This window comes from Pseudomonas sp. GD03858 (assembly GCF_029840925.1).
Taxonomy (GTDB): Bacteria; Pseudomonadota; Gammaproteobacteria; order Pseudomonadales; family Pseudomonadaceae; genus Aquipseudomonas.
Genome location: NZ_JAOCDM010000037.1, coordinates 1 through 11,953, shown reverse-complemented (window position 1 = coordinate 11,953; position 11,953 = coordinate 1). Strand labels below are relative to the sequence as shown.

Here is an 11,953-nt window from a genome sequence, read left to right as displayed (position 1 = left end):
GTGGCTATACCTGTGGGAGCGGGTTTACCCGCGAAGCAGTCGACTCAAGTCCCCGACTTGATCTTGGTCCAGGCCCGTGTCCGTGCCCGCTCGGCATCCCGTGGCAACGGCTTCAAGGTATACAGCTTGGCCATCGCCTCCGCCGTCGGGTACAGGTTCGGGTTGTTGCGGATCACCGGGCTGACCTTGGCGGTCGCATCCTTGTTGGGGTTCGGGTAGCCGACGAAATCGCTGATCGGCGCGATCACCTCGGGCCGCAACAGGTAGTTGATGAAGGCATGGGCATCCTCCGGGTTGGCCGCGTTCTTCGGGATCGCCAGCATGTCGAACCAGATCGGCGCGCCCTCCTTGGGCAGGCGCATGTCCACCACCACGCCGTTCTTCGCCTCGCGGGCGCGGTTGGCGGCCTGGGAGAAGCTGCCCGAATAGCCCACCGCCACGCAGATATCGCCATTGGCGATGTCGGCCATGTACTTCGACGAGTGGAAGTAGGTGACGTACGGGCGGATCTTCAGCAGCAGGTCCTGGGCCTTCTGGTAGTCGGCAGGCTTGCCGCTGTTGGGGTCCAGGCCCAGGTACGACAGCGCCAGCGGCAGGATCTCCGACGGCGAGTCGAGCAGCGCCACGCCGCACTGCTTGAGCTTGGCGATGTTCTCAGGCTTGAAGATCAGGTCCCAGCTGTCCAGCGGGGCGTCGTCACCGAGCGCGGCCTTGACCTTGGCTGGGTTGAAGCCGATCAGCACGGTGCCATACATGTACGGCACGGCGAACTTGTTGCCTGGGTCGTTGGCCTCGATCAGCTTCATCAGCGCCGGATCCAGGTGCTGCCAGTTGGGCAGCTTGCCGCGGTCCAGTGGCTGGAACACGCCGGCCTCGATCTGCTTGGCGAGGAACACGTTGGACGGCACCACCACGTCGTAGCCGGAGTTGCCGGTCAGCAGCTTGGCCTCCAGCGCCTCATTGGTGTCGAAGATGTCGTAGACCAGCTTCACACCGCTGTCCTTCTGGAAGTCGGTGAGGGTCTGCGGGGTGATGTAGTCGAACCAGTTGTACACCCGCAGGGTGCGCTGTTCGGCGTGAGCCTGGAGCGCACCGACGCACAGGCCGGTGGCGAGGAGCGGGGCGAGCAGACGCTTGAGTCGGACCATGTTCAGGCTCCTGGCTGGGCGCGCTGGAAGCCTTCCAGCACGTTGACCGCGTTGATGCCAATTTCTTCCACGGCGTAGCCGCCCTCCATCACGAACAGGGTCGGCTTGCCGAGCTGGGCGATGCGCTTGCCCATCTCAAGGTAATCCGGGCTGTCCAGCTTGAACTGCGAGATCGGGTCGTCCTTGAAAGTATCCACGCCGAGGGAGATCACCAGGACCTCGGCGTCATAGGCGGCGATGCGTTGGCAGGCATCTTCCAGCGCGGCGCTCCAGGCCTTCCAGTCGCTGCCGGCGGGCAGCGGATAGTTGATGTTGCAGCCTTCGCCCGCGCCTTCGCCGACTTCGTCGGCATAGCCGAGGAAGAACGGGAATTCGTCTTGCGGGTCGCCGTGGATCGAGGCGAAGAACACATCGCCGCGGGCATAGAAGATGTCCTGGGTGCCGTTGCCGTGGTGATAGTCGACATCGAGGATGGCCACCTTGCGTCGGCCCTGGTCGAGGAATGCCTGGGCGGCGATGGCGGCGTTGTTCAGGTAGCAGTAACCGCCCATCACGTCGGCGGCGGCGTGGTGTCCTGGCGGGCGGCATAAGGCGAAGGCCGCGTGGGCGCCTTTCTGGATCGCGGCCTGGGCGGTCAGGGCCACTTGCGCGGCGCTGTAGGCGGCCTGCCAGGTGCCGGCGGTGATCGGTGCGCCGGCATCGAAACTGTAGTAGCCGAGTTCTCCGTGCAGACCGGTGGGCTTGACCTGGCGCAGTGTGCGCGCCGGCCAGGTGAAGGGCAGCAGGTCGCCGTCTTGGCCGAGCGCGGCCCAGCGGGCCCAGGCGCCTTCGAAGAAGTTCAGGTAGTCGGCGCTGTGGATGCGTTGCAGTGGGACGCGACCGAAATCGGTGGGGCCTTGCACGGGGCCGAGGTTGCGCCTTTGCACTTGCTCCAGGACGTGGTCGGCGCGCGAGGGCATTTCGAAGCAGGGCATCAGCTGGCCGTCGATCAGCTCGCAGCGGCCGTGGTGCAGGCGGTGGTCATCGGAATAGATCGTCAGCACTTGTTGTTCTCCGGTTATGACTGGCGTGAGGCCATTCTGGTGGGCGGCCAATCGCGGGAGAACGACGCAAACGGCCAAAAGGGGATCGATGTGGCCAAACGCTAGGCTGCTTGTTCCGGTCTCTTCGCGGGTAAACCCGTTCCCACAGGGCCGGCGTTGATCTTGAGGTCTGTGGGAGCGGGTTTACCCGCGAAAATGACTGGGCGCCACGCCGCTCCAGCGTTGGAAGGCATGCCTGAAACTGGCGGTCTCGCTGAACCCCAACGTTTCGGCGATACGGTAGATCGGCATCTGGTCCTCGGCCAGCAGCTGCTTGGCGCGCTCGAAGCGCAGTTCGTCGAGCAGCTGTTGATAACTGCTGCCCAGCGCTTGCAGGTGCCGACGCAAGGTGCGTGACGAGCAGTTCATCTGCCGTGCCAGGCCCTCCAGCCCAGGAGCGGCATCCAGCTGCTGGATCAGTAGTTGGCGAATGCGTCCGAGCCAGGCCTGACGCCCGGTGAACTCCAGGTTCAGGCGTCGGCAGCGTTCGCTCATGGCCTTGTGGGTAACCGGGTCGGCCAGCGGCAGCGGCATGTCCAGCCAGCGGCGCTCGAAGGCAAAGGCGTTGTCGCCGGCCTCGAAGCCGAGCGGGCACTGGAATGCACCGTCGTAGAGCGCGTGGTAGTCGGGGCGCGAGTGTTCGAAGCGCGCCGCCAGCAGCGGCAGCGGGCGGCCGAGCAGGTCATCGCAGATCACTTTCAGCGACACCAGGCAGAACTCGGCGTTGAAAGCGGCAAGGCCGGGGGCGTCGTAATGGTCGCTGGCGCTGAGCCAGGCCCGCTGGCCGTCATCCACCAGGCGCAGACGGAAGACTGTTCCCAGCAGTGCCGGGTAACTCAGCGCCAGGCGCAGGGCGTCACCCAAAGTGGCACTGGAGAGCAAGGCGTAACCGAGCATGCCGTAGCACGACACATGCATCCGTTGGCCCAGTTCCAGGCCGATGTCCTCGCGCCGGGCCACGGCGTTGGCGCACACCTGCAGCTCCTGCTGGGTGGTGATGCGCGCATCGGCGTGGCCCAGGTCCGCCGGGCCTATGCCGCTGCCGGCGAGCAGCTGCCGCGGGTCGACGCCGGCCTCCTGGAATACCTGGAGGATCAGCGAAACCGCGTTGAGGGTGGTGAGGTGGCTGTGCAGCATGCTCGGCGTCCCATTGGGCTGAGAAGCTTTAGCGAGCAAGTTGTATGCCGCTCCTACAGGGATGGCACACGGCTTGAAGCGCAGGCATAAAAAAAGGGCCCGGAGCGTGCGCTCGGGCCCTTGAAAGGTTGAGAGGTGTCTAGTCCCTCGACCTGGTGAGACTGTTTGCAGCGGTCTGGATTACGCTTTCAGCGGAACCAGACGGGGAGCGATCATGTTTTCCGGACGCAGGATGTCGTTGAGCATCGCTTCGTCCAGCAGCTTCTCCTCGCGCACCAGTTCCAGCACGCCGCGGCCGGTTTCCAGGGCGACGCGGGCGATACGGGTGGCGTTTTCGTAGCCGATGTACGGGTTCAGGGCGGTGACCAGGCCGATCGAGTGCTCGACCAGTTCACGGCAGCGCTGTTCGTTGGCGGTGATGCCGACGATGCAGTGCTCGCGCAGCATGTCCATGGCGCGTTGCAGCAGGCGGATCGAGTCGAAGATCTTGTAGGCGATCAGCGGCTCCATCACGTTCAGCTGCAGCTGGCCACCTTCGGCGGCGACGGTCAGGGCCAGGTCGTTGCCCATGATGGCGAAGGCCACCTGGTTGACGGCTTCCGGGATCACCGGGTTGACCTTGCCTGGCATGATCGAGCTGCCTGGCTGACGCGCCGGCAGGTTGATCTCGTTGATGCCGGTGCGTGGGCCGCTGGACAGCAGGCGCAGGTCGTTGCAGATCTTCGACAGCTTGACCGCGGTGCGCTTGAGCATGCCGGAGAACAGCACGAAGGCGCCCATGTCGGAGGTGGCTTCGATCAGGTCGGCGGCCGGGACCAGCGGCTGGCCGCTGATGATCGCCAGGCGCTGAACGGCCAGCATCTGGTAGCCTGGGTCGGCGTTGATGCCGGTACCGATGGCGGTACCGCCCAGGTTGATTTCGGTCAGCAGTTCCGGGGCCAGCGAGCGCAGGCGCTGCAGGTCTTCGGTCATGGTGGTGGCGAAGGCGCGGAATTCCTGGCCCAGGGTCATCGGTACGGCGTCCTGCAGCTGGGTGCGACCCATCTTCAGTACGTGGTCGAACTCTTTACCCTTGGCGGCGAAGGCCTGGATCAGGCTGTCGAGGCTGGCCAGCAGGGCGTCGTGGCCCAGCAGCAGACCCAGACGGATCGCGGTCGGATAGGCGTCGTTGGTCGACTGCGCCATGTTCACGTCGTTGTTCGGGTGCAGGTACTGGTACTCACCTTTCTGGTGGCCCATGTGCTCCAGCGCGACGTTGGCGATGACTTCGTTGGCGTTCATGTTGGTGGAGGTGCCGGCACCGCCCTGGATCATGTCCACCACGAACTGGTCGTGGAAGTCACCCTTGATCAGGCGGGCGCAGGCTGCGCTGATGGCAGCGTGCTTGGCATCGCTCAGGTGCCCCAGCTCACGGTTGGCGTCAGCAGCAGCCTGCTTGACCATCGCCAGGCCGACTACCAGTTTCGGGTAGTGCGACAGCGGAACACCGGAGAGGTGGAAGTTGTTGGCAGCGCGCAGGGTCTGGATGCCGTAGTAGGCATCGGCAGGGACTTCAAGGGTACCAAGCAGATCTTTTTCGACGCGGAACGATGCAGCGGAGGACATGATGGATATCATCTCGATTTTGACCCGGCACCTGCCGGAATGGCGCCAATGCTAGGGCTGCCCGGATTTTGCGGCCAATGCTGTTGCACGCTAACCTATGCGCAAACGGCATACGGTTTGATGTGACGCCGATTGACAATCGAGCGTGTTCCATTTTGGTGCACGCGTTGCGGAGTAGTCGATGAACCTCGAAAGCAAATGGCTGGAGGACTTCAGTGCCCTGGCCTCCACCCGCAGTTTTTCGCAAGCGGCCGAGCGCCGATTCGTCACCCAGCCGGCGTTCAGTCGACGCATACGCAGCCTGGAAGCGGCGCTGGGGCTGACCCTGGTGAATCGTTCCCGCACGCCCATCGAACTGACCGAGGCCGGCCAGCTGTTTCTCGTCACCGCGCGTACCGTTGTCGACCAGTTGAGCGAAGTTCTCCGCCATTTGCATCACCTGGAGGGCGGGCAGGGCGAGGTGATCCAGGTGTCGGCCGCGCACTCCCTGGCATCGGGCTTTTTCCCGCGCTGGGTGGCGCAGTTGCGCAACGATGGCTTGAACATCGCCACGCGCCTGGTGGCCACCAACGTCGGTGATGCCGTTCATGCATTGCGCGAGGGCGGCTGTGACCTGATGCTGGCCTTCTATGATCCGGACGCCGCCTTGCAGATGGACGCCGAGATCTTCCCCTCGCTGCACATGGGCACCACCGAAATGCTTCCGGTGTGCGCCGTGGGCCCGGACGGCAAGCCGCTGTTCGACCTGGAGGGCGAGGGCAGCGTGCCGCTGCTGGCCTACAGCGCCGGCGCCTTCCTCGGCCGTTCGGTCAACCTGCTGCTGCGCCAGCGCAACCTGCGCTATACCACTGTCTATGAAACCGCGATGGCCGACAGTCTCAAGAGCATGGCGCTCGAAGGCATGGGTATCGCCTGGGTGCCGAGGCTGTCGATGCGCGGCGAGCTGGAGCGCGGCGAACTGGCGATCTGTGGCGGCAGCCAGTGGCATGTGCCGCTGGAAATCCGCCTGTACCGCTGCGCCCTGGTGCGCAAGGCCAACGTGCGGTTGCTGTGGCGCAAGCTGGAGGGCGGTTCAGTTGACCCGAAAGTCAGCCAAACCCCCGAAAAATAAGGGCGACAGTTGGTCGCCGGGGGTGCCGTGATCGCCTCGCGTTACGTTATACTGCGCGGCCCCTCGACCGGATAGATCCGGTCATGATCAGCAAACAAGCCACGCCGGTCGTCCCGCGTGGCTTGTTGTTTTTTGACGCGCCCGCGGGCGCACAAGCGAAGAGGCTCGACGATGAGTGCACTGGTTGGCGTGATCATGGGCTCCAAGTCCGATTGGTCCACCCTTAGCCACACCGCCGATATGCTGGAAAAACTCGGCATTCCCTACGAGGTGAAGGTGGTTTCCGCCCACCGTACCCCGGACCTGCTGTTCCAGTACGCCGAGGAGGCCGAAGGCCGCGGCATCGAGGTGATCATCGCCGGTGCCGGCGGCGCCGCCCACCTGCCGGGCATGTGCGCCGCCAAGACTCACCTGCCGGTGCTGGGCGTGCCGGTGCAGTCGTCGATGCTGTCGGGCGTCGATTCGCTGCTGTCGATCGTGCAGATGCCGGCCGGCGTGCCGGTTGCCACCCTGGCCATCGGCAAGGCCGGCGCGATCAACGCCGCGCTGCTGTCGGCGAGCATCCTGGGGGCCAAGTACCCGCAGTTCCACGCGGCGCTCAAGCAGTTCCGCACCGAGCAGACCGACACCGTGCTGGACAATCCAGACCCGCGCCAGGCTTGAGGCTGACCCTATGAAAATCGGTGTAATCGGTGGTGGCCAGCTGGGCCGCATGCTGGCCCTGGCAGGCACTCCGCTGGGCATGAACTTCGCCTTCCTCGACCCGGCCCCGGACGCCTGCGCCGCGCCGCTGGGCGAGCACCTGCGCGCCGACTACGGCGACCAGGACCACCTGCGCCAGCTGGCCGACGAAGTCGACCTGGTGACCTTCGAGTTCGAGAGCGTGCCGGCCGAGACCGTTGCCTTCCTCTCGCAGTTCGTGCCGGTCTACCCGAGCGCCGAGGCCCTGCGCATTGCCCGCGACCGGCTGTTCGAGAAGAGCATGTTCCGCGACCTGGGGATTCCGACCCCGGCTTTCGCCGACATCCTTTCGCAGCAAGACCTGGATGCCGCCGTCGCCAGCATCGGCCTGCCGGCCGTGCTCAAGACCCGCACCCTGGGCTATGACGGCAAGGGTCAGAAGGTCCTGCGCAAGCCCGAGGACGTGGTGGGCACCTTCGCCGAACTGGGCAGTGTGCCGTGCCTGCTGGAGGGCTTCGTGCCGTTCACCGGCGAAGTGTCGCTGGTGGCCGTGCGCGCCCGTGATGGCGAAACCCGCTTCTACCCGTTGGTGCACAACACCCACGACAGCGGCATTCTGCGCCTGTCGGTGGCAAGCGTTGCCCACCCGCTGCAGGCCCTGGCCGAAGACTACGTCGGCCGCGTACTGCAGAAGCTGGACTATGTCGGCGTGATGGCATTCGAGTTCTTCGAAGTCGACGGTGGCCTCAAGGCTAACGAGATCGCGCCGCGCGTGCACAACTCCGGGCACTGGACCATCGAAGGCAGCGAATGCAGCCAGTTCGAGAACCACCTGCGCGCCGTCGCCGGCCTGCCGCTGGGGTCGACCGCCAAGGTCGGCGAGAGCGCCATGCTCAACTTCATCGGCGAAGTGCCAGCGGTGGACAAGGTCGTGGCCATCGACGACTGCCATCTGCACCATTATGGCAAGGCGTTCAAGGTCGGGCGCAAGGTTGGCCACGCTACCCTGCGTTGCGCCGACATGGCCACGCTGCAGGCCAAGATCGCCGAAGTAGAGGCGTTGATCGCCGGCTGAGCGAACTTTCGCGGGGCACCATCGCTCTGAAATGGCGACAAGCCAAAGCGCTGTCTAGGCTTTGGCTTGTTCCACTTTCATCTCAGAGGGATTGCCATGGGCATCATTGGAACCATCTTCATCGGCCTGATCGTCGGCCTGCTGGCGCGTTTCCTGAAACCGGGTGACGACAGCATGGGCTGGATCATGACCATCCTCCTCGGCATTGCCGGCTCTCTGGCCGCCACCTATGGCGGGCAGGCCCTGGGCATCTACCAGGCCGGGCAGGCGGCGGGCTTCTTCGGAGCCCTGGTGGGCGCCATCATCCTTCTGGTGATCTACGGCTTCATCAAGAAGAACTGAACACAGGCTAGAATGCCCGGCAATTCAATCCCGAGTTGCCGAGCATTCCCATGCGTGCGTTATTCCTCGTTCCCCTGCTGCTGGCCAGCGCCCTGGCTCATGCCGAACTGCCCGAGACCGACTGGCTTGAGCTGATGCCCAAGTCGGATCAGAAAGCCCTCGAGCAGATGCCCGAGATCGACCACAACTCCCCGGAAGCCCAAGGGACCTTCACTGCCAAGGGTGGCCTGAAGCAGAGCAAGGGCTTGCCTGCGGTGATGTACTCGACCAAGACCGTGGCAGCGATGAACGGCAAGCAGATCCGCCTGGGCGGATATCCCGTGCCGTTGGAGAGCGATGCCAAGGGCAACAGCACGCTGTTCTTCCTGGTGCCATACCCGGGCGCCTGCATTCACGTGCCGCCGCCACCGCCGAACCAGCTGGTGCTGGTGCGCTATGCGAAAGGCTTGAAAATCGACGACATCTACACGCCGTTGTGGGTGACCGGCACGCTGAAGGTGGAGACGGTCAGCAATGATCTTGCGGATGCGGCGTATGCGCTGGAGGCGGGGCAGGTGAGGGTGGTGGAGGATGCCGATCTTTGAGTTGCCTGCGCCGGCCTCTTCGCGGGTAAACCCGCTCCCACAGGTATTTCACTGACCTTGAGAACAGTGGAGTGCCTGTGGGAGCGGGTTTCCCCGCGAAAGGGCCGGAACTGACGCTGAAAATTACGGATCAGAGCACTTCGCTACCGATCGCCACGCTCATCGCATGACTCGCCCCCGGCTTGAGCACCACCACGTCATCCCACACATTCGCCGTCTCGATGCACAGCATGCGCTGCCAGCCATCGTCGGCCATGTCCGGCAGGTCGCGAGCGCGCTCGGTCCAGGGGTTCCAGATCACCGCGGTGCGTGAGCCGCCGGCCTGCAGGGTGATACGCCGGTTCCAGTGCGGGTCGACGATGGCCAGGCGCTCGGGGGCGTTCAGGTAGATGCGGTCGGTCTCGCCCGCGAAGCCCAGGTTGCCCTGCTGCTGGCGCTGCGCCCAGTTGGCCAGGGTTTCGATATAGGCCAACCCGTCCACGCCTTCCACCTGCACCTGACGTACGTCGCTCACGGCGAAGTAGCTGTGCAGGGCCTGGCTCAGGGTGACATCGGTATTGCCGAGGTTGTAGCTGGTGAGGGTCAGCTTCAGCTGGTCGCCCAGTTCCGCCCGCAGCTTGAGCTGGACCTCATGAGGCCAGCCCGGCAGGTCGCCCTGGGCTTCGGGGAGTTCGAACTCGATCAGCAGGTTGGCGCCGTTTTCCTCGACGCCCAATAGCTGCCAGTCGCGACCGCGCACCAGGCCGTGAGCGGGTGCCTGTTCGCCGTGGAACATGCCTTTGACCGAGTCGGGGTTGCGCTCGAAAATACCGAACCAGGGCCAGCACACCGGTGCGCCGGCGCGCACCGACTTGCCCTGGCGGAAGATGGCCTGGTCGCTCAGCCACAGCAGCGGCGGTTCGCCGATCCGCTGGTAGCTGAGGACCTGCGCGCCCTGCTGGGCGATCAATAGTTCGGCATGCTCGCTGGTGATGCGCCAGCAATTGAGTTCGCCGTGAAGCTCGGTCTCGACCGTGAAGTTAGCCATTGCGCTCGTCTCATTGATTGTCTGTCAGGCCGTTGGACCCGGTGACCTGCAATGAGTTTACCGCTCGCTCGGCTCAGCGACGAGGCACCGAGCGGGTACGACCGCTGCCATCGATGGCGACGAACACGAACACCGCCTCGGTGACCTTGCGCCATTCGCTGGACAGCGGGTCGTCGCTCCACACCTCGACCATCATCTGGATCGAGCTGCGACCGATTTCCAGGGTCTGGGTATAGAAGGACAGTTGCGCGCCCACCGCCACCGGGACCAGGAAGGCCATGCGGTCGATGGCCACCGTGGCCACCCGGCCACCGGCGACGCGACTGGCCATGGCGGTGCCGGCCAGGTCCATCTGGGCGACCAGCCAGCCGCCGAAGATATCGCCAAAACCATTGGTTTCGCGCGGCAGCGCGGTGATCTGCAGGGCCAGGTCGCCTTGCGGGATAGGATCTTCTTGTTCGAGCTCAATCATGCCGTGGGGCCTCTGACCCGTGACGCTTCGTTGGTGGCGCGGTAACGGACGCCGTAAAAACGATTCAGCAACGCGCATACTACGCTGATTTCGCTTCGGGGGCGGCCAAAGGGAAATTCTGCGAAACAGTCTGACGATTCGACCCGACGTTTTCGCACAATATCCGCTGGGCGGAGCAACCTTTTCCTACGAGCGGGCAGTATATATACCCACACAGCCAGCGACGACCGTGCATTGATGAATATCTGTATGGATTTTGTACCGCTATGAGCGCGGTTCGGCAATTTGCTATCTTCGCTGCCTGACCATTCCAGAAGCCGCATGCCAAGCGGCCTGCATACCTACAAGAAGAGAACGAACAGCGATGACCTCCGCGCAGAGCAGTATCGAGCAGCCGTCCCGGCCGTTGTCCCGCAGTGACTACAAGACCCTCTCCTTGTCCGCCCTGGGTGGCGCCCTGGAGTTCTACGACTTCATCATCTTCGTGTTCTTCGCCACGGTGGTGGGCAAGCTGTTCTTCCCTGCCGACATGCCCGAATGGCTGCGCCTGATGCAGACCTTCGGCATCTTCGCCGCCGGCTACCTCGCGCGCCCGCTGGGCGGCATCGTCATGGCCCACTTCGGCGACCTGCTCGGGCGCAAGAAGATGTTCACCCTGAGCATCTTCATGATGGCCGTGCCGACCCTGATCATGGGCCTGCTGCCGACCTATGCGCAGATCGGCCTGTGGGCGCCGATCCTGCTGCTGCTGATGCGCGTGATCCAGGGCGCGGCCATCGGCGGCGAGGTACCGGGCGCCTGGGTGTTCGTCTCCGAGCATGTGCCGGCGCGCAACACCGGCTATGCCTGCGGCACCCTGACCGCAGGCCTGACCTCGGGCATCCTGCTCGGCTCGCTGGTGGCGACCCTGATCAATACCCTCTACACCCCGGACGAAGTGGCGGACTACGCCTGGCGTATTCCATTCCTGCTCGGTGGCGTGTTCGGCTTCTTCGCGGTCTACCTGCGCCGCTGGTTGCATGAAACCCCGGTGTTCGCCGAGATGCAGGCGCGCAAGGCCCTGGCCGAAGAGCTGCCGCTGCGCGCGGTGCTGCGTGACCATCGCGGCGCGATCATCCTGTCGATGCTGCTGACCTGGCTGCTCTCGGCGGGCATCGTGGTGGTGATCCTGATGACCCCGGCGCTGTTGCAGAGCCTGTACCACATCAGCCCCACCGACTCGCTCAAGGCCAATAGCCTGGCCATCGTGCTGCTCAGCCTGGGGTGCATCGGGGCCGGCAGCCTGGCCGATCGCTTCGGCGCCGGGCGGGTGTTCATCATTGGCAGCCTGGCGCTGCTGGCGTCGTCGTGGGCCTTCTACCACAGCCTGCCGACCCGGCCGGACCTGCTGTTCCCGCTGTACGCCCTGACTGGCCTGTGCGTCGGCATCGTCGGGGCCGTGCCCTACGTGATGGTCAAGGCGTTCCCGCCGGTGGTGCGTTTCAGCGGGCTGTCGTTCTCCTACAACCTGGCCTACGCGATCTTTGGCGGCCTGACGCCGATGGTGGTCACCGCGCTGCTCAAGTTCAGCCCGATGGCGCCGGCCTATTACGTGGCGTGCCTGTGCGCCGTTGGTCTGCTGGTCGGTACCTATCTGCTCGTCAACAAGCGCTGATCCATGTAGGAGCGGCCTTGTGTCGCGAAAGGGCT

General features: G+C 64.5%; 12 protein-coding genes. 6 read left to right on the top strand and 6 right to left on the bottom strand.

The genetic code is table 11. The features are described 5' to 3' along the window. Positions 1 to 44 precede the first annotated feature (44 nt). The 4 genes from N5D48_RS12210 to aspA all read right to left on the bottom strand — a co-directional run bounded on the left by N5D48_RS12210 (position 45) and on the right by aspA (position 4,972). A complete protein-coding gene (locus N5D48_RS12210; RefSeq protein WP_279884439.1) occupies positions 45 to 1,148 on the bottom strand; it encodes an extracellular solute-binding protein in 1,104 nt (367 codons plus the stop codon). Positions 1,149 to 1,150: 2 nt separating this feature from the next. Then, positions 1,151 to 2,191: a histone deacetylase family protein gene (locus tag N5D48_RS12205; protein ID WP_279884436.1), complete on the bottom strand. Its 1,041-nt coding sequence runs from the start codon at positions 2,189 to 2,191 to the stop codon at positions 1,151 to 1,153. 183 nt (positions 2,192 to 2,374) lie between these two features. Then, positions 2,375 to 3,367 (bottom strand): AraC family transcriptional regulator, encoded by a 993-nt coding sequence (locus N5D48_RS12200; protein ID WP_279884434.1) that lies wholly within the window; start codon positions 3,365 to 3,367, stop codon positions 2,375 to 2,377. Between the two features lie 180 nt (positions 3,368 to 3,547). Beyond that, positions 3,548 to 4,972 (bottom strand): aspartate ammonia-lyase, encoded by a 1,425-nt coding sequence (gene aspA, locus N5D48_RS12195; RefSeq protein WP_240064215.1) that lies wholly within the window; start codon positions 4,970 to 4,972, stop codon positions 3,548 to 3,550. A gap of 181 nt (positions 4,973 to 5,153) precedes the next feature. Here aspA and N5D48_RS12190 point away from each other — a divergent pair, with 181 nt between their 5' ends. The 5 genes from N5D48_RS12190 to N5D48_RS12170 all read left to right on the top strand — a co-directional run bounded on the left by N5D48_RS12190 (position 5,154) and on the right by N5D48_RS12170 (position 8,765). Then, complete coding sequence (locus N5D48_RS12190; protein WP_279884432.1) at positions 5,154 to 6,083, top strand: LysR substrate-binding domain-containing protein; 930 nt, start codon at positions 5,154 to 5,156, stop codon at positions 6,081 to 6,083. A gap of 171 nt (positions 6,084 to 6,254) precedes the next feature. Next, on the top strand, positions 6,255 to 6,746 hold the full coding sequence (gene purE / locus N5D48_RS12185; RefSeq protein WP_050707559.1) for a 5-(carboxyamino)imidazole ribonucleotide mutase: 492 nt from the start codon (positions 6,255 to 6,257) through the stop codon (positions 6,744 to 6,746). Between the two features lie 10 nt (positions 6,747 to 6,756). After that, positions 6,757 to 7,839, top strand: a complete 1,083-nt coding sequence (locus N5D48_RS12180; RefSeq protein ID WP_279884431.1) for a 5-(carboxyamino)imidazole ribonucleotide synthase — start codon at positions 6,757 to 6,759, stop codon at positions 7,837 to 7,839. 96 nt (positions 7,840 to 7,935) lie between these two features. Next, the gene (locus N5D48_RS12175; RefSeq protein ID WP_050707557.1) at positions 7,936 to 8,181 is read left to right on the top strand and encodes a GlsB/YeaQ/YmgE family stress response membrane protein; all 246 of its coding nucleotides are present in this window, start codon (positions 7,936 to 7,938) and stop codon (positions 8,179 to 8,181) included. Between the two features lie 50 nt (positions 8,182 to 8,231). After that, on the top strand, positions 8,232 to 8,765 hold the full coding sequence (locus tag N5D48_RS12170) for a DUF3299 domain-containing protein (RefSeq protein WP_279884429.1): 534 nt from the start codon (positions 8,232 to 8,234) through the stop codon (positions 8,763 to 8,765). Between the two features lie 130 nt (positions 8,766 to 8,895). On the opposite strand, the gene N5D48_RS12165 is transcribed toward N5D48_RS12170, so the two are convergent. Further along, positions 8,896 to 9,792 carry a D-hexose-6-phosphate mutarotase gene (locus tag N5D48_RS12165; protein ID WP_279884427.1) on the bottom strand — a complete coding sequence of 299 codons (897 nt, stop codon included), beginning with the start codon at positions 9,790 to 9,792 and terminating at the stop codon, positions 8,896 to 8,898. Between the two features lie 73 nt (positions 9,793 to 9,865). After that, positions 9,866 to 10,264: an acyl-CoA thioesterase gene (locus tag N5D48_RS12160; RefSeq protein ID WP_003253317.1), complete on the bottom strand. Its 399-nt coding sequence runs from the start codon at positions 10,262 to 10,264 to the stop codon at positions 9,866 to 9,868. A 364-nt stretch (positions 10,265 to 10,628) separates the two neighbouring features. Here N5D48_RS12160 and N5D48_RS12155 point away from each other — a divergent pair, with 364 nt between their 5' ends. Beyond that, entirely contained in the window at positions 10,629 to 11,918 is a 1,290-nt protein-coding gene (locus tag N5D48_RS12155; protein WP_279884425.1) for an MFS transporter, read from the top strand. Positions 11,919 to 11,953 lie beyond the last annotated feature (35 nt).

Coding starts and splice junctions, on each gene's coding strand:
- N5D48_RS12175 (WP_050707557.1), top strand. CDS start 7,936: ATGGGCATCATTGGAACCATCTTCATCGGCCTGATCGTCGGCCTGCTG.
- aspA (WP_240064215.1), bottom strand. CDS start 4,972: ATGTCCTCCGCTGCATCGTTCCGCGTCGAAAAAGATCTGCTTGGTACC.
- N5D48_RS12155 (WP_279884425.1), top strand. CDS start 10,629: ATGACCTCCGCGCAGAGCAGTATCGAGCAGCCGTCCCGGCCGTTGTCC.
- N5D48_RS12210 (WP_279884439.1), bottom strand. CDS start 1,148: ATGGTCCGACTCAAGCGTCTGCTCGCCCCGCTCCTCGCCACCGGCCTG.
- purE (WP_050707559.1), top strand. CDS start 6,255: ATGAGTGCACTGGTTGGCGTGATCATGGGCTCCAAGTCCGATTGGTCC.
- N5D48_RS12165 (WP_279884427.1), bottom strand. CDS start 9,792: ATGGCTAACTTCACGGTCGAGACCGAGCTTCACGGCGAACTCAATTGC.
- N5D48_RS12170 (WP_279884429.1), top strand. CDS start 8,232: ATGCGTGCGTTATTCCTCGTTCCCCTGCTGCTGGCCAGCGCCCTGGCT.
- N5D48_RS12200 (WP_279884434.1), bottom strand. CDS start 3,367: ATGCTGCACAGCCACCTCACCACCCTCAACGCGGTTTCGCTGATCCTC.
- N5D48_RS12180 (WP_279884431.1), top strand. CDS start 6,757: ATGAAAATCGGTGTAATCGGTGGTGGCCAGCTGGGCCGCATGCTGGCC.
- N5D48_RS12160 (WP_003253317.1), bottom strand. CDS start 10,264: ATGATTGAGCTCGAACAAGAAGATCCTATCCCGCAAGGCGACCTGGCC.
- N5D48_RS12190 (WP_279884432.1), top strand. CDS start 5,154: ATGAACCTCGAAAGCAAATGGCTGGAGGACTTCAGTGCCCTGGCCTCC.